This window comes from Enterococcus sp. AZ089, from assembly GCF_050547225.1.
Lineage (GTDB): Bacteria > Bacillota > Bacilli > Lactobacillales > Enterococcaceae > Enterococcus_D > Enterococcus_D entomosocium.
The window spans coordinates 781,352-798,803 of record NZ_CP172954.1; the positions used below are offsets into that span (position 1 = coordinate 781,352).

The 17,452-nt window shown below is 41.9% G+C and carries 17 protein-coding genes; 16 read left to right on the plus strand and 1 reads right to left on the minus strand.

Annotated elements, in window-relative coordinates; genetic code table 11:
- Nucleotides 1–163: 163 nt before the first annotated feature.
- The 14 genes from IGJ01_RS03585 (at nucleotide 164) to hisIE (ending at nucleotide 14,915) form a co-directional block, all read left to right on the plus strand.
- On the plus strand, nucleotides 164–820 hold the full coding sequence (locus IGJ01_RS03585) for an HAD family hydrolase (protein ID WP_042891036.1): 657 nt from the start codon (nucleotides 164–166) through the stop codon (nucleotides 818–820).
- 536 nt (nucleotides 821–1,356) lie between these two features.
- Nucleotides 1,357–1,740, plus strand: a complete 384-nt coding sequence (locus IGJ01_RS03590; protein ID WP_430601412.1) for a DUF7006 family protein — start codon at nucleotides 1,357–1,359, stop codon at nucleotides 1,738–1,740.
- Between the two features lie 250 nt (nucleotides 1,741–1,990).
- Entirely contained in the window at nucleotides 1,991–2,833 is an 843-nt protein-coding gene (locus IGJ01_RS03595; protein ID WP_034872862.1) for a Cof-type HAD-IIB family hydrolase, read from the plus strand.
- Between the two features lie 313 nt (nucleotides 2,834–3,146).
- A complete protein-coding gene (locus IGJ01_RS03600) occupies nucleotides 3,147–3,953 on the plus strand; it encodes a MurR/RpiR family transcriptional regulator (protein ID WP_005225196.1) in 807 nt (268 codons plus the stop codon).
- Complete coding sequence (locus tag IGJ01_RS03605) at nucleotides 3,943–5,388, plus strand: glycoside hydrolase family 1 protein (protein ID WP_430601413.1); 1,446 nt, start codon at nucleotides 3,943–3,945, stop codon at nucleotides 5,386–5,388. Before IGJ01_RS03600 ends, IGJ01_RS03605 begins: the two co-directional genes overlap by 11 nt.
- An 88-nt stretch (nucleotides 5,389–5,476) precedes the next feature.
- A complete protein-coding gene (locus IGJ01_RS03610; RefSeq protein ID WP_005237447.1) occupies nucleotides 5,477–7,315 on the plus strand; it encodes a glucose PTS transporter subunit IIA in 1,839 nt (612 codons plus the stop codon).
- 286 nt (nucleotides 7,316–7,601) lie between these two features.
- Complete coding sequence (hisG, locus tag IGJ01_RS03615; protein WP_034878755.1) at nucleotides 7,602–9,161, plus strand: ATP phosphoribosyltransferase; 1,560 nt, start codon at nucleotides 7,602–7,604, stop codon at nucleotides 9,159–9,161.
- The gene (hisD, locus tag IGJ01_RS03620) at nucleotides 9,158–10,438 is read left to right on the plus strand and encodes a histidinol dehydrogenase (RefSeq protein WP_086316932.1); all 1,281 of its coding nucleotides are present in this window, start codon (nucleotides 9,158–9,160) and stop codon (nucleotides 10,436–10,438) included. Before hisG ends, hisD begins: the two co-directional genes overlap by 4 nt.
- Nucleotides 10,435–11,493 (plus strand): histidinol-phosphate transaminase, encoded by a 1,059-nt coding sequence (gene hisC / locus IGJ01_RS03625; RefSeq protein WP_086316933.1) that lies wholly within the window; start codon nucleotides 10,435–10,437, stop codon nucleotides 11,491–11,493. Before hisD ends, hisC begins: the two co-directional genes overlap by 4 nt.
- Entirely contained in the window at nucleotides 11,490–12,083 is a 594-nt protein-coding gene (gene hisB, locus IGJ01_RS03630; RefSeq protein WP_005225202.1) for an imidazoleglycerol-phosphate dehydratase HisB, read from the plus strand. The genes hisC and hisB overlap by 4 nt, the downstream gene beginning before the upstream one ends.
- 66 nt (nucleotides 12,084–12,149) lie before the next feature.
- A complete protein-coding gene (hisH, locus tag IGJ01_RS03635) occupies nucleotides 12,150–12,773 on the plus strand; it encodes an imidazole glycerol phosphate synthase subunit HisH (RefSeq protein WP_086316934.1) in 624 nt (207 codons plus the stop codon).
- The gene (hisA, locus tag IGJ01_RS03640; RefSeq protein WP_061053829.1) at nucleotides 12,770–13,489 is read left to right on the plus strand and encodes a 1-(5-phosphoribosyl)-5-[(5-phosphoribosylamino)methylideneamino]imidazole-4-carboxamide isomerase; all 720 of its coding nucleotides are present in this window, start codon (nucleotides 12,770–12,772) and stop codon (nucleotides 13,487–13,489) included. Before hisH ends, hisA begins: the two co-directional genes overlap by 4 nt.
- Nucleotides 13,486–14,244, plus strand: coding sequence for an imidazole glycerol phosphate synthase subunit HisF (hisF, locus tag IGJ01_RS03645; protein WP_244733106.1), 759 nt, complete (start codon nucleotides 13,486–13,488; stop codon nucleotides 14,242–14,244). The genes hisA and hisF overlap by 4 nt, the downstream gene beginning before the upstream one ends.
- Nucleotides 14,245–14,282: 38 nt before the next feature.
- The gene (gene hisIE, locus IGJ01_RS03650; protein ID WP_086316937.1) at nucleotides 14,283–14,915 is read left to right on the plus strand and encodes a bifunctional phosphoribosyl-AMP cyclohydrolase/phosphoribosyl-ATP diphosphatase HisIE; all 633 of its coding nucleotides are present in this window, start codon (nucleotides 14,283–14,285) and stop codon (nucleotides 14,913–14,915) included.
- A gap of 131 nt (nucleotides 14,916–15,046) precedes the next feature.
- Here hisIE and IGJ01_RS03655 read toward each other — a convergent pair whose 3' ends face one another.
- Nucleotides 15,047–15,496 (minus strand): DUF305 domain-containing protein, encoded by a 450-nt coding sequence (locus IGJ01_RS03655; RefSeq protein ID WP_005237438.1) that lies wholly within the window; start codon nucleotides 15,494–15,496, stop codon nucleotides 15,047–15,049.
- A gap of 310 nt (nucleotides 15,497–15,806) precedes the next feature.
- Here IGJ01_RS03655 and IGJ01_RS03660 point away from each other — a divergent pair, with 310 nt between their 5' ends.
- Nucleotides 15,807–16,604 (plus strand): hypothetical protein, encoded by a 798-nt coding sequence (locus IGJ01_RS03660; RefSeq protein ID WP_207463027.1) that lies wholly within the window; start codon nucleotides 15,807–15,809, stop codon nucleotides 16,602–16,604.
- A 135-nt stretch (nucleotides 16,605–16,739) separates the two neighbouring features.
- Nucleotides 16,740–17,213 carry a DUF1456 family protein gene (locus IGJ01_RS03665; RefSeq protein WP_086299161.1) on the plus strand — a complete coding sequence of 158 codons (474 nt, stop codon included), beginning with the start codon at nucleotides 16,740–16,742 and terminating at the stop codon, nucleotides 17,211–17,213.
- Nucleotides 17,214–17,452: the final 239 nt, after the last annotated feature.

A 17,452-nucleotide genomic window follows, 5' to 3' on the forward strand; every position in this document is an offset into this window, starting at 1 on the left:
TATATAAAAATATTAGTATTAAATAAATGATGGTATCGAAAATTATGATAATGCTTTTTTTTAGTGTTAAAATAGAGATAATCAGTAATGAAAAGGAATACTACAGGATTTAAAAAGCACTTTGGAGAAACGTGCTGTAGTATCTTTCAGAGGAGGAAATGTCGTGAAGAAGATTGAGTGTGTGATATTTGATTTAGACGGAACCCTATTAGATTCGAGAGAATGCAGCATCAAGGCGACAAAAGCAGCTTTTACAGAGATGGGACTCAAAGTACCGAGTGAGGTAGTCATTGAACATTACATGGGGATACCGATCGAAGAATCGTTTTTTAAAATGTCAGAACAGCCATTGGATCAAGAAACAGCAACGGAACTGATTCGGGTTTTTCGTACCTATTATCAAACATACGAGGAAAGTACCTTGAACGTATTTCCTGAAATTCCCCATGTCCTAGAAATCTTAATGAAACGAAAGGTTCCTTGTTTCGTGGTTTCAAGTAAGAAGACAGCGGTCGTCAAACGAAATTTGGCTGCTCAGAACCTGGTGGCGTTCTTTGAAGAAATCATCGGCTCAGATGCGGTGTCCCACTACAAGCCTCATCCAGAAGGAATCAATAAAGTAGTAACTCAGTATCAGTTTGATCCGACAAGGACGATCATGGTAGGAGATGCTATTTTTGATATCCAGATGGGCAAAGCAGCCGGTGTCAAAACCATCGCTGTTACCTGGGGCAGCCACGATGCGAAAAAACTTTCCGCTGAAAAACCAGATGCTTTGGCAGAAGCGCCGCAGGATATTTTAGATTATATCTATGCTTGATCTATTTTTACTGATACAGTTTAAAAATCATTTCTATTTTTGATCTGTAGCGTGAAAAATAGAATGGACTGAACGTCTTCTTCCAGCAGTATATTTGAGGTTTCGACCAATGATCGATAGATTCGATTATTGGTTTTTTTTGTTGGTATGGATATGGGGCGTCTATTTACATGAAGCAACAATTTTAGCTATCTGTTGATTTTTGTGGATATTATAGTCATTTTCTTGTCATTAGAGACGATCTAGTTGCATTCGGGCACTACTTTTTAGCAGAAGGGAACGGGGCCGCCTCTTTTTCACTCTTATTTCTTTTATTTAATAAAAAGTAATTATAAGAGAATCTGAAAGGGAAACTATAATAGGCGTAACTGATTTTCTTAATGTGTCTGCATTGGTAAGAGCTAAAGACCCAATCATTTTTAGTGGTTTTTGGACAGCTAAGCTTCAATTAAAAAACCTATCGGAAGAAAATCAAAGCGAGCAGAAGGGATAGCGCTACTTTCACCAAAAAAAAATAGATGTAAAGGAGTAAGGATATGATATCAGAAAATATCAAGGAACCGAAAGACTATTTGTGTTATTCAAAAGAAGTGTTGCTAAGTTTAGGGGTAATGACAGATTTCCCCAAAATTTTTCATTTTTATCAAGAACTCTGCAATGAATTTGAGCACATTTACTATGATCAATCAAAGAGTTTATTTGTTCAGCTCAAAGCACTTCTAGCAATAGATGCGCAGATTCAAATTTTACTGGAACTTTTTGAAAATAGTAGAACAAACCTATGCAAAGAGTTTTGTATGGATGAGCATGAAATTATTTGTATGATCAAAAATGATAAAAAATCTTATTATCGCGAGCTTACAGGTCAAAAAAACAATCAAGTACCAAAATGGAGTTTAATTTATTTAAGTGAGGAGTAAGCATATTTTAGGATAATTCAACCATCTCAAGAAAGAACACATGGAGCAATAACGCGATGAACACGGGAGTAGAGGAATAGAAAGAGGGATCATAATAACAGAATCCCATCTTATGATCTAGTAAAATAGTCTAGCGCACTTTCCTTGTGATTTGTTATACTAATTCTAAGGAGCTGATCTTGACACCTTGTGTTCGGCAAGTACGTTCATGTGAGCGCTTTATTGATTGAGTGAGAAAAGAGGGAATGATTTGACGAAAAAAATTGTCTTTTTAGATGTAGATGGAACATTATGTGATGATGCTGGAAATGTACCAGAAAGTGCACGCCAAGCGATCACAGCGGCGCATAAGAAAGGCCATGAATTTTTCTTATGTACCGGTCGTTCAAAGGCCGAAATTACAGAAGACGTGTTGGCACTGCCCCTAAGTGGGATGATTGGTGCCGGCGGCGGTTATTGTGAGGTGCATAATGAGGTGATTTTGCACAAAGTTTTTGAAAAAGAAGCTTTATTAAGATTGATTGATTTCTTAAAAGAAAACCAAATCGAGTATTACTTGGAATCGAACCAAGGTTTATTTGCAAGTACCAATCTAAGAAATCGTTTGCTGGAGATCGTCTTAGCAGGTGAGTCTGTTGAAAGTGAAGCAGGAAAACAACGCGTTCAAACTATTCAGTGGTTCCTTGATTTACTGATTGAGGACGAAGCGAAAATCGATTACGATGACGTGAACAAAGTTTCCTTTATCAATCATTCCATTCCTTATGAACGGGTCCATGACCAATACCACGAACAATTCCAAATGATTCGCAGTACGGTACCTGTTTTTGGCAAAGATAGCGGCGAGATCGGCATCAAGAATATCCACAAGAAAACAGCCATCGATTTTCTCTTGAACCATTTAGGGATCGATAACAAAGATACCTTGGCGTTTGGTGACGGCCATAATGATGTCGAAATGTTTGAAGCTGTTGCGACGGGAATTGCAATGGGCAATGCCTGTGAACAGCTATTGGCAGTAGCTGACGAGGTGACGGCTCGACCAGAAGACGGCGGGATTGCGCAAGCGCTCCAAAAGCACGGCCTCGTGTAGCTACTAAAAAACATGATTAGCACATGCTTTTTTATGCTAGTCAGGTTTCATAGCAACAAAGTTCAGAAGACCTGTAAAGTGATCGACAGAGTAGTTTTTTGCTTCATTCTTGTGAAGAAGGCTCTGATTAGAAAGAAGTACTATCAGTGACTATACAACATACAATAGGTAAAAGGGGACAGAAGCCGAATTCTGTGCCTCTTTTTTTATTTCTAGATAAGATTTAACTGGGGACAAGACATGCACCCCAATATTGGAAACGGATACGTTATAATTTAGATACAATCAAACTTGGCCAAGGGAGATTAAAAAAATGGATAATAATCGATTGAATTTCATTTATAAGTTAAATCATATTGTGAACGAAAATGAAGTAGGGACGGTTGAATTTGAACTTGCTAAATTTTTCTTAGAGAACTTCAAAAGCGTGACTCGATGGAACATTTATCAGATTGCAGAAGAGCAGCATGTATCGCGGGCCTCCATTCGACGATTTGCGAAACAATTGGGCTACGAAAACTTTTTAGATATGAAAAAGAATGCGGAAACTTTTGATGATGGAATCAATGAATTTCTGAGGTTTTACGGCTACCCCAATTTTTTGACTAAGCTTCAAGACAATATTACTTCCTTAATGGAAGAATTAAGTCTGCGTTTTAATACACAAGAAGTCGATCGTCTTGTCCGATTAATCAATGATAGTCGAGAAGTTATGATTTTGTGTTCAAGCAATATTACAGGTAGTGTAAAAACATTCCAACAGCGAATGGTTATCTTCGGCAAAAGAATTACTCTATTAACGTCAAAGAGCGATCTGACGTTAGCCTTGGAACACTACCAAGATCCCTTGATCATTGTTTTTTCGCTATCGGGTCTCTTCGTTTCTTCCATGCTTGAAATACTAAAAGAAGTCAAGGCACCAACGATTTTGTTTACAAATAATAGAAACCCAATCTATAACCGCTATTTTGATAAATTGTATCATTTAAGTTCACAAACACATGAAAAAGAAATTAATGAGCTGCTTTACTATACGTATGGCATTGATTTCGTACTTGATCTGCTATTCAATGGTTATTTACTTAAATTTAAGAGAGAAGGCAATGGGCATGCATTATAAAGATAAACCACTATTTCCAAAGGATTTTTTATGGGGCGCTTCAAGTGCGGCGTGGCAAGTTGAAGGGGCTGTAGCAGAAGATGGGCGTTCAACTGCGATCATCGACTTAAACAGCAAAAAGAAAAAGCCCTATACAGATAATTCGATCGCCGCTGATCATTACCATAAATACAAAGAAGATGTCCAATTAATGGCTGATGCGGGCTTTACTTCATATCGCTTTTCGATTGCTTGGCCTAGGATCTATCCTGATAATTCAGGGGTGCCCAATCAATTAGGCATTGACTTTTACAATCAGCTGATTGATGAATTAGTTGAACATGGCATTACTCCAATCGTCACTTTGTATCACTACGATATGCCAGTCTGGGTTGATGAAGAATTTAATGGTTGGTACGACCGAGGCATCATTGATGCATTTGACCAATATGTTAGAACCTGTTTTGAGTCATTCGGCGATCGTGTGAAATACTGGCTGGCAATTAATGAGCAGAACATGCAAATTGTCTATGGAGACTGGTTAGGAGTATGCAAATACCCAGAGACTTGGTTCGAAGATAAGTGGAAAGTCAATCATATTATGAACCTATGTCATGCAAAAGCGGTGATTGCGTGTCATGAATTGGTTGAAGACGGCAAGATCGGCCCGGTTCCTGGGATGGTTCCGTTTTATCCTGAGTCAGCAAAACCAGCAGATCAGATTGCAGCGATGAATGCAGAAGAACTGACGGAAAAAATCTGGAATGATTTTAATGCAAATCGTGAATACAATGGTTTTATTAAACGTTATTGGAAAGAAAATAATATTGACCCAGATATTCGCCCTGGGGATATGGAATTGGTTGCACAAGCAAAAATCGACTTTTTCGGCATCAATTGTTACCGTAGCAATGTAGCGAAGGAGTCACCAGTGGCATCCGATCATCAAGAAATTGGGTTGAACAAATCGGGGAGAAAAGGGGAATTTGTTTACCCAAATTATCCAGGGATTTTTGCGCAAACGGTCAATCCTTTTGTCGAGACAACCGATTGGGATTGGGAGATCGATCCAGTTGCTATGCGTTACTTGTTACGCTACATGGAAGACCACTATCATTTACCAATGGTGATTACTGAGAATGGTTACGGGGCGCATGAGAAGCTAGGTGAGGATGGAAAAGTACATGATCAAGAACGAATTGATTTTTTAAATGATCAGATTTATCAAGTCGGATTGGCGATTGAAGATGGCGCAAAAGTCTTTGGTTATAATCCATGGTCCTTTACTGATCTTTTGAGTACGGGCAATGGGATGGCGAAACGGTATGGACTTGTCTATATCAATACAACTGATGAAGAGTTACTGGATTTACGTAGAATCCCGAAAGATTCTTACTATTGGTATAAAGAAGTGATCCAATCAAATGGTCAAACGTTAGCACGTCCAAAAGGATGAGAAATGAGCGATAGAAGAAAGAGCTTCTATCGCTCCAAAAACTACTTTAATGAAAGCGGTTTATAAAATAAAGTGAGGATGAATCACTATGTCAAACTATCATGAACTGGTTGCGTATATTATAAAAAATATCGGAGGAATCGAAAATGTTCAAACAGTCAATCACTGTGCTACTAGGCTTCGTCTACAGCTAAGTGATCCGACCGCTTTTGATGACAAGCAATTAAAAGAAAACAAACTCATTTTGGGCACAGTGAGAAGAGGACATGAAGTTCAACTGATCATCGGTCCGGATGTGCCAAAAGTGTATGCAATTTTTACAGAAGAGCGAAATCAAATGAATGGTCAGGCGAAGGAGGAACGAAAAACTAAGCGCACCCTCAAAGACTACGGCTTACTGATTGTCGATTTTATCAGTGGAACCTTCGTTCCGGTTCTGCCCGTATTGGTAGCTGCTGGGCTGGTATCGGCGGTATTGAATATTGGTGTGACCTTTTTCGGACTTGCAGCTGACAGCGGGACCTACACGATTTTAAATGCCATCAACGATGCGGGTTTTTATTTTCTGCCGATTTATATTGGGTATAGTGCTGCTAGAAAACTTGGTATCAATGGTTTGATGGGTATGTTCCTAGGTGCGATCCTCGTCCACTCATTGATCAATGGCGTGGAAGGATTGAATTTCTTAGGAATCGTTATCCCAACGATGAGCTATAATACAACGACTATTCCCGTAATATTTGGTGTTTTGTTTATGGCGGTAATGGATCGAATCGGGGATAAGTGTATTCCGCAATCGATCAAGTATTTCGTCAAGCCATTATTAGTTATTTTAATTACAGTGCCTGTCACATTAATTGTATTAGGGCCAATTGGAAATGCAGTGGGCGGATACATTGCTAGTGGGTTGAGCTTTTTATACGACAAACTCGGTTGGTTTTCAGTTGGTGTCTTAGGAGCAATGACTCCGCTATTGGTCATGACCGGCACCAATCAAGCGTTGTTCCCCTTGGTCTTTGCTATGTTAGGGGACTACGGCTATGATTCATTTGTTATGCCGGCTATGCTAGCAGCTAACGTTGCCGTGGGTGCATCAGCCTTAGCTATTTCTTATACAGAAAAAAATACTGAAAAACGAGCATTGGCTCTTTCTTCAGGACTGACTGGTGTGATGGGGATCACCGAGCCGGCTATTTTTGGCATCTTGATCAACTATCGAAGTGCTTTTATAGGAGCGATTCTAGGTGGTGCAGTAGGTGGGATCATGGCAGGATTTGTTCAACTAAAACAATATGCAGTTGTTTCACCAGGTCTGGTTGCGATCCCGACTTTTATCCCGACAGATGGTTCTGGATTCAATAGCAATTTTTGGTTTGCAATTGTCGTCATTCTTCTAGCAGTATGCGTTTCTTTTACTACAACGATTCTCTTAGAACGAAAAAGAGTTCAAGTAAGTCAAATGAGTAAAGCCGAAGATGCTTTGAAAGTCAGCAGTCCAATATCGGGAAGCGTTGTTTCCCTTGAGACAGTCAAGGACCCGATGTTTTCGGAAAAAATGATGGGGGACGGAGTGGCGATCATTCCTTCTGATGAGACCATAGTCGCTCCTTTTGATGGTTATGTGATTATGACTACACCCACCAAGCATGCGATTGGCTTAAGAGGTGAAAATGGGGTCGAACTTTTGATCCACATCGGGATCGACACGGTTCATTTAGATGGAAAAGGATTTACTCTTTATGTAGCTGAAAATCAATACGTTAAAGCTGGAGAAAAACTGATTTCTTTTGACGAAAAAGAAATCAGTGCAGCAGGCTATGATCTAACGATCCCCATCATTGTCACAAACACAGCTGATCATGAACCATTTGCTCAGACGATACAGCAAAAAGTAAATAGCAGCGATTATTTATTTTCAGTTCAATAATGGGTTCCCAATCATTTCTTTTTCAAGCTTCTTAACGCGGACATCAACTATACCTTCAAGTGAAAGCCCTGTCCTGAATTTTCAGCAGGGCTTTTTTATTTGATGTCCTTTCTTTGTCTCTACCAATGAATTGTATCGAAAAAATCCAGAATATTTCGAAAAATACCATTGCTTATTTATGGCAAAACCATTAGTATTATTAGAAAAACTGATGGTGAATCGATGATAAAGCGTGGCTTTAACAGTGAGAAAGCCGGATCAGTGGCATGAAATAGGAGTGATAAGTGTGGAAGAGTTATGGAATGTATTGAAACCAGCCGAACAAGTCGAACTGAAATTAAGAAAATTGTATACGCAGCATCATTTTTCACCTTATCACTCGAACAACTTTGAAGAGTATCGCAACTATCAGCAAAATGATCAGTTTTTGCGTGGTTCTTCCATCATCACGTTTACAGGCACGGATGGCAGGACGATGGCGCTAAAACCCGATGTTACCTTGTCTATTGCCAAAAATACACCGTCTGGAGAGGCGCGCAGAGTGTATTACGTGGAAGATGTCTATCGACAGGATCGTCAAGCTGGGGAATACCAAAAAATCGATCAAATCGGTTTGGAGCTCATTGACCAAATCACGTGGGAAGATCAACTGGAGGTTGTAAAACTGGCGTGGGAAAGTTTGGCTCAGGTGGGAAAAGGGACCTTAGATCTGTCCCATATGGGGATTTTGGACGGTATCTGCCAACGCTTCCCCGAAGCGGATCGACAAAAGGTACTGCACTGCCTACGGGACAAGAGTTCTCATGGCATGGATGCACTGACTGAAAAGGCTGGCTTGTCAGCAACAGAAGCTGAAAAATTAGCGAAACTGGTACGTTTGTCAGGTGATTTTGAAACCAAGTATCAAAAAGCCAAAGAACTGCTGGCAGAATATCCCCAAGCTCAAGCTGGTTTAGCAGAACTGAACCAACTGTATCAAGCATTGCAAAAAGAACAACTGTCAGCCTCCATTCGGATAAGGTTGGATTTTTCGATTTTAAATGATGCCGATTATTACAGTGGTTTGCTGTTTCAAGGATTTATCGAAGAAGCAAGAGAGACGATTTTATATGGCGGCCGTTATGATCGCTTGATGAGTCGGCAAGGCAAAGCGCAAGGGGCGATCGGGTTTGGTATGAAGCTCAACCATGTAGGGCAAAAGTTGCCGACTGACAACGAAAGTTCAGGCTATTTGAACATTGCGCTGCCAAAAGGCCGTATGGGGGATGCCGTATACGATTTGTTCACGAAAGCCGGAGTCGCTGCGCAAGGCGTCTTTAAAGACAATCGCCAACTAATTTTTTGTGATGAAGAAAACAAGCTGCGCTTTTTCTTAGTCAAGCCTAGCGATGTAGCAATCTATGTGGAGCACGGAGTGGCGGATATCGGTGTCGTAGGCAAAGATATTTTAATGGAAAGCAAGGCGGAAGTCATCGAATTTCTTGATTTGCATATGGGGGTCTGCCGTTTGGCCGTAGCGGCGCGTAAGGATTTCGAGGAAGATTTCTCCCGACCGTTGCGGGTCTCTACAAAATATCCGCAGATCACCCGCCAGTTTTATCAAGGGTTAGGTCGCTCAGTGGAATTGATCCAACTGCATGGATCGATTGAATTGGCCCCTTTATTAGGTCTCTCCGATGTGATCGTTGACATCGTCGAAACGGGGACGACACTAAAAGAAAATGATTTAGAAGTGATCCAAGACATCGCGCCGTCTTCAGCGCGCTTAGTGATCAACCACGCCACGTGGCGTTTCAAGCAAGAACGCATTCAAACAGTGATTGAGAAGGTGAGGGAGCAATTATGAGAATTTTTTCGACCCAAAAAGATACGATCGAAACGATTGTGGCAAGGAAACAGTCGGAAACGAAAGATGTTTCAACCATTGTCGCCCAAATCATTGCCCGTGTTCAGCAGCAAGGAGATCAGGGGTTGTTTCAATTAATTGAGGAAATCGATCAAGTGACCTTGTCTTCCTTAACCGTCAGTCCAGGGGAGATAGACGCGGCTGTCCATGCCGTCTCACCCGAGCTGCTTAATGTGATGGAACAGGCGAAAGAAAACATTTTGGCATTTCATCAAAAACAAGTCCAGCAAGGCTTTGTCTTAACGAAGGAAAATGGCGTTGTGATGGGACAGCGGGTCTTACCATTAGCAAAAGTCGGGGTCTATGTTCCTGGCGGCACAGCAGCTTATCCAAGTACGGTTTTGATGGATGTCCTGCCGGCAAAAATCGCCGGGGTCAAAAAAATCGTTATGATCACACCGACGGACAGTCAGGGAAAAGTTCCGGCTGCTATTTTAGCGGCAGCTTCCGTTGCCGGAGTGGATGAAATCTACAAAGTCGGTGGTGCTCATGGCGTAGCGGCATTGGCTTATGGAACAGAAACGATTCCCAAAGTCGACAAAATCGTCGGACCGGGAAATATTTATGTCGCCACAGCGAAAAAAATGGTGTACGGCGAAGTTGATATCGATATGATCGCAGGGCCCAGCGATGTGCTGATCCTCGCTGATGCCAGCGCAAATCCTCGCTGGCTGGCGGCGGATCTTTTGGCACAAGCCGAGCATGATCCCTTAGCGCAAGCCATCTTAGTCACAACAGAAGCAGTTTTGATTGAAGAAGTACAAGCCGAGCTTGACTTGCAGCTGAAGCAACTCCCCCGTAAAGACATTGCTGCTGCGGCGCTTGAATCTAGCGGAAAGCTGATTCTGGTCAAAGATTTGACCGAAGCACTTACCATTGCCAATCAAATTGCTCCAGAACACCTTGAATTAGCGGTGGCTGATCCTTTTGCATTATTGGGACAAGTAGAAAATGCGGGTAGCGTCTTTTTAGGTCACCATACACCGGAAGTACTGGGAGATTATTTTGCTGGACCAAACCATACCCTACCGACAGAAGGGACGGCTCGTTTCTATTCGCCGTTATCAGTGGATGATTTTATTAAGAAAAGCAGTTATTTGTATTACCCAGAGGCAGCCATGAAAGCAGCTGGTCCAGCTGTAGCGTTGTTCGCGGAAACCGAAGACTTGATCGGCCATGCCCGTTCGATCAATGTACGAAGAGAGGGAGAAAAATGACCTTTTTACATCAAAAGTATCACAAGCTGACTCCTTATACACCGGGGGAACAAGTAGATGAGCAAGTCATTATTAAACTGAACACCAATGAAAGTCCTTATCCGCCAGCGCCAAGTGTTCAAGCAGCGGTTGCTGATGCCGCCCAAAAGCTGAATCGTTACTCGGATATTGCTGCTGAAGTGGTGACAAACCCTCTGGCTGCCTATCTTGGCGTTACACCAGCCCAACTGTTTCTCGGTAATGGCAGTGACGAAGTCTTGTCCTACCTCTTTCAAGGCTTCACGGAAAACGGCATCGCCTTTCCCGATGTGACCTACGGGTTTTATCAAGTGTATAGTGCCTTGTACCAAGTCGCTGCCACCGTTGTTCCGCTGCAAGAAGATTTCTCGATCGCGTTAACGGACTACGATTCACTCAAAGGGACCGTCATTTTTGCCAATCCCAATGCCCCGACTGGGGTTTATCAAGAACAAAGCGAAATCTGTGCCTTTCTAAAACGGCATCCCGATCGCTTAGTGATAGTCGATGAGGCCTATATCGATTTTGGCGGCTCTTCAATGGTTTCTTTGATCGATCAATACCCAAATCTCTTGGTTGTGGGGACGTTTTCGAAATCTCGGCAGCTGGCAGGAGCACGCTTAGGCTTTGCGGTTGCCAATGAAGGACTGATCCAAGACTTGAATCGGTTGAAATTTAGCTTGAATCCGTACAATGTCAATAGTTTGACCCAATCCGCTGGTGCAGCCGTTTTGCAGGAACAAGCGTATGTCGATGAGAAAATCCAAGCCACAATCCACGTGCGTGAGTGGAGCAAGCAAGCCCTAGCGAAATTCGGCTTTGAGCAGACCGACAGCCAAGGGAATTTTTTGTTTGCAAGGCACCCTGCGATTGCCGGTGAAGAGTTGTATCAGGCACTGAAAGAGCAGAAAATCTTCGTCCGCTGGTTCAATCAGCCCCGCATCAAAGAGTATTTACGAATTACGGTAGGAACGAAGGCCCAGATGGAACGACTGATGACGGTGCTAACAACGATCATAGAAGAGGTGAAGGAATGAGAAAAGCAGAAGTTACCCGCAATACGACGGAAACCAAGATCCACCTGCAGTTGACGATCGATGGTACTGGTCAGCAATCAATCAAGACTGGTGTGGGGTTTTTAGACCACATGCTGGAATTATTTGTCCGCCACGGTCGCTTTGATTTGACGTTGGTTTGTGATGGCGATACAGAAGTGGATGCCCATCACACAACAGAAGACGTTGCCATCGCCATTGGCCGAGCGTTTTCAGAAAGTCTTGGGGAGCGACGAGGCATCAAACGCTATGGTAGTATGCTGCTGCCGATGGACGAAGCCTTAGTTATGACAGCGATCGATATTAGCGGTCGCGGCATGGCAGTCGTAGAGTTGGCGATACCGAGTGAAAAAATCGGGCAGCAGTTTGATACGGAGTTGGTTGAAGAATTCTTCATTGCTTTTGCCCGTGAATTAGGTGCTACGATTCATCTCCATCAAATCGCTGGCAAAAACAGCCACCACATTGTGGAAGCTTGCTTTAAAGGGTTTGGGCGTGCTTTAGGTGAAGCGGTGGCGATCAATCAAGCAGCCCCAGATGAGATCCCTTCAACCAAAGGGACGATTCAGTGATTCATGAGGGGGAAAATGATTACGTATCTTCCACACAGAGGGATGAGATAAGGAAAGGGGCGTATTATGTTAGCAATCATCGACTATGGGGTCGGCAATTTGTTCAGCTTGTCTCGTTCGCTGGACTTCTTGGGTGTTGAGTGCCGAATCACGCGTTCACTAGCAGAATTAAAAGCTGCCGACCGCATTCTTTTACCCGGCGTAGGCGCTTTTGGCGATGCCCGCCAAAAGTTAGCAGAGTTGTCGCTGATCGAACCGATCCAAGAATTGGCAGCAGCTGGCAAACCCTTTTTAGGCATTTGTTTAGGGATGCAGCTGTTGTTTGATAGCAGTGAGGAGTTTGGCACACATGCGGGGCTCGGTTTGATTCCAGGACGGATCGTTTCCATGCAATGCGCCTTTGAAGAAGCCAAACTGAATCTGAAAGTGCCGCAGATTGGTTGGAATCGTTTGACTGTCAGAAAAGAAAGTCCCCTCGTCAGCGGGCTAGGGGAACAAGACTTTGTCTACTATGTCCACAGTTATTTTGCTACTGATTGCCAAGAGTATGTCGTGGCAGACAGTGACTATGGTCTAGCAATTCCCGGTATCGTGCAAAAAGACAATGTCTTCGGCACTCAGTTTCACCCAGAAAAAAGCGGGGCAGTCGGGTTGAAGATTTTAAAAGCATTTACGGAGGTGCCGCTATGAAAATTTTTCCAGCAATCGATCTGTTAGATCAAAAAGTGGTCCGTTTGTACCAAGGAGACTATGAGCAAAAAGAAGTGTTTGGGGATGATCCAGTGGCATTTGCTCGTTCATTTGAAGAAGCGGGTGCCAACTATCTGCACCTCGTCGACTTAGATGGTGCCAAAGCCGGCAAACTCCATTACTTTGATATCGCAAAAAACATCGTCCAGCAGACCAATCTGTTTGTCGAAGTTGGCGGCGGGATTCGTGAGGAAGAAACGATCCAGCATTGTTTGGCAGCAGGCGTTCATCGGGTGATCCTCGGCACGATTGCCCAGAAAGACCCAGCATTCACAAAAGCGATGCTCAAGAAATACGGCAATAAGATCGCCATTGGAGTCGATGCCAAGGAAGAAAAAGTGGCAGTGGAAGGCTGGCTCGAGAAAACGGCAACAGACGCGTTTACTTTTTGCCAACAATTGGTGGCATGGGGCGCGCAAACGATCATCTTTACCGAAATCTCCCGTGACGGTACAGGAGAAGGCATCAATCTGCCCTTATACGAAAAACTCAATCAATTGGATTGCGACATCGTGGCTTCTGGCGGCGTGGCTTCATTGGCAGATATCAAAGGATTAAAACAGTTGGGGATCTCTGGCGTGATCGTCGGGAAATCCTTATATAACGGCAGTCTCCAATTGGCCGATGTCTTAGCAGCAGGGGAGGAAAGGTCATGATCGCCAAACGAATCATTCCTTGCCTTGATGTGCGAGATGGGCGAGTCGTGAAAGGGGTCAACTTTGCTGGCTTAAAAGATGTCAATGATCCGGTGACTTTGGCGCGTTTTTACAATGAACAAGGCGCCGATGAGCTGGTTTTTTATGACATTACTGCTTCTGCAGAAGAACGCGGCTTATTCACGGACATTTTGCAGCGCGTGGCGTCAGAAGTGTTTATTCCTTTGACGGTGGGGGGCGGCATCAATCAAGTAGCAGATTTTGAGCGAGTCTTAAACTGTGGCGCCGACAAAGTCAGCGTCAATTCGGGAGCGCTTCGCCGACCAGAGCTGATCGCAGAAGGCGCGAAACGCTATGGCAGCCAGTGCGTTGTTTTATCCGTTGATGTTCGCCGTGTCGGTGAGAACTGGCATGTGTTTGCCAAAGGCGGACGGGAAGATACAGGCTTAGAAGTATTGGCGTGGATTCACCAAGCTGAGCAGTTAGGTGCTGGTGAACTAGTCATCAACAGCATGGATACCGATGGCGTGAAGCAGGGGTTTGATCTCGACTTGCTGAAAGCTGTCAGCGAAATCACCAAATTACCGATCGTCGCATCCGGTGGTGCTGGCAAAAGTGCCGATTTTATCGAGCTGTTTCAATTGCCAAATATTGAAGCAGGGTTGGCAGCCTCGATTTTTCACTATGGCGAGGTAAAAATCCCAGAGCTAAAAACACAATTACAGGCCGTCGATATTCCCGTACGAACCGTATAGCGTTGGCGTTTTGACAGGCAATAGAAGGAGTGGATAACATGGTGCAAGTACGATTTGATAAACAAGGATTGGTTCCAGTGATCGTGCAAGATGTGGAAACGAATGAAGTTTTGACCTTGGCTTATATGAACCAAGAAAGTTTGACCTTGACCTTGAAGGACCGATTGATGACCTTTTATTCCCGCAGTCGCCAAGAATTGTGGCGCAAAGGAGAAACTAGCGGCAATTACCAGCATTTAGTATCATTGACCGCAGATTGCGATCAAGATGCCTTAGTCGCCAAAGTAAAAAAAGACGGACCTGCTTGCCATACAGGCACAGAAAGCTGCTTTACAGAGGTGCTTTATGGTACAAAATCCTCTCCAACCATCGATGCGTTGTATGAGCTGATAAAAGGTCGTAAAGGTACGCCACAAGAAGGCAGCTATACCAGCTACTTGTTTGAAAAAGGCAGTGAAAAAATCTTAAAAAAAATCGGCGAGGAAGCAACCGAGGTCGTAATTGGGGCGATGAAGGAAGACCGTCAAGAAACCGTTTATGAGATTGCTGATTTGGCGTATCATACATTGGTTTTAATGGCAGAAATGGGGATTGATTTAGCGGCTATTCGCCAAGAGCTTGCCAAGCGTCATGTTGTGGATAAGAAAGTCAAACAAGAGCGGATGCAATAACGGTCAGGATTTTTCAGTAGAAAGAAAGTAGCTGACGATAAAAAAGAAGCCCTTCAGCTATTGCTTGAAGGGCTTCTCATCCGTGAGGAAAAAGTTGATCTGCTGGTTCTTTAAGTGAGCACATAAAATTGCTATTTGTTTTCTAACTCTTCGATCAATTCTTTCATTTCTTTGATTTCTTTTTCCTGTGCGTCGATGATTTTTTCTGCAAGTTCTTTTACTCTTGGATCAGACAAATCGGCATTTTTACTGGTTAGAATCGCAATCGAATGATGGGGAATCATGGCTTTCATCCAGGCTGTATCTCCCACGGCAGTTTGGCTTCTGACCATAAAAAGTGAACTAAAAAAGAGTGCAACACTGACAACTAGAATGCCGATATTCATTTTCTTGTTGTCATACATCTTCCACATAAACAATAGCATGATGATTGCCATCATCGCGCCCATCATAAGTGCCATAAACAGGCGGGTTTGGCTGAAAAAAATATGATCGAGGGCATAGACATTGAAATACATCATACAAAACATAATCACCGTCGATACCCCAATCATTACCAAAAATTTCCCATACTTCTTCATTTCTTTCCTCTCCCTTTTGTATACAAAATAAAAACAATAAAGCAATCCAAAACATCATCGTACCAGATGCTTTTTTTCGTTTATTGTTCTGTTAGAATAAATTTACTCCCTAAATCAAGTATAGCGGAGGAAGTAGAATGAGAGAAGCGATATACATTATTATGTTAATACTTTGGTATATAAAGCTTTATTATGCGTAGATTGTAAATAAGAGTCTAGCAAGATAAGAATATTGGATTTGATTAAAAAAAATATTAAATATATAATTAACGTTTTAATTATGTTAAAAAAATAAAATTGAGGTGTGACGATGAAAAGATATTATAGAAGATATAACCAACTAACTAGAGAAAAAAATAATAAAAAAGTTGGTAAAGAACTAAGAAAAATTTGTTTAGAAATTATTCCTATTTCATTATCAATATTAGGATCAATTTTTATAAGTTATAAATCAAACGATGTTCAAATGAAAATCTCTGAAAATAGTAGGATAATTCAAGAAGAACAAAATTTGCTTAAAAGAGAGGAGTTTGAGCTCAATAAAGCCAATACACATCCTGCATTTACATTTGACTTAAACGAATCTGAGAATACGATTCTTTACACATTAAATCAAAAAAAAGGAGAAATGAATAATGTGAACTTTTCTGTTTTTGAAATTATTTATGTATATGGTACTTATAATAATAAGAGTTTGTATATTCAAAAAGAGTTACAATATGAACAGTCACAAGAACAATATGAGTTTGAAGCATTATTTCCGAAAAGATTTGACACTTTAGAGACCACAAGAAAAATTAATGAAATGATTGATCAAAGTGGGGTAGATGCAACTATTACAGGGATGATAATCAATAGATTTTATAATGTATCTTATATGAATTTTGAACATGAGTATAGAGATGACTATTTTGAAATTGGTAAAAATGGAATAGGAAAAATTACAGAAAATCCACGATCAGGATATCCCTACAATTCAAATGGGCAATACAAACTTGTGGGAGGATACTTCGGGAGGAATAATACCATAGTAGATGATGATTGGTTAGCCGAGAGAATTTTCAGTTCTATTTCGAATCCAACTTTTCTTATTGAGCCGTCACTCTAAACAATTAATATTTTTCTGTTAGAAATTTTTATAGTTTGTTGGAATAAGGTAACGATATTACCGGGAAAATTAATAAACTATATCACTTGCTCCTTTATTTGTTATAATCAACCTAAGAAATGGATGGTGTATAGAATGAATCACAATGATCGCTTGACGCGTTTACGCTATGCTTTGGATATCAAAGATACTGACATGGTGAAAATTTTTGAACTTGGCGGCGCTTCTTTCACGAAAGAAGAAGTAAGACAATTATTGAAGAAAAAAGACCCTGAGACCTACGAGATTGAGTGTACCAATGAAGCCTTTGAGCGTTTCTTAAATGGTTTGATTCGCTCGCAACGAGGAACAAAGTCAGATGCTGCAGAACCTGTCTTAGAGTTGAACAATGGCAATGTGAATAATTTGATGCTGAAGAAAATAAAAATCGCCCTTTCCCTAACAACGGATGAAATGCTGAACATTTTCGAGCAAGCGGGAGTTACGGTTTCAAAAGGTGAACTGGGCGCCATTTTACGCAAAGAAGGCCATCGCAATTACAAGCCATGCTTAGACAAATATGCCCGCAACTTTTTAAAAGGATTGACGATCGAGTATCGGGATAACTAGTAAAAAATCAATAATAGACTGAACTTACAATGGGGCGCCTAAAGAGATGCATGTTATGTGTCTCTTTTTATGTGTGTAAAAATAACAATTTAAATAAGTGATTGGAACACTGACCGAGTCCAAGCTTGGAGCATGAAGAAGCAGGTTAAGTGAACGATCTGATTGCTTGAATAACCTGTTCGTTGAAACCTGACAAGTTTGGTCATTTCTGATACAAATGTTGACGTGTTCAGAATGAT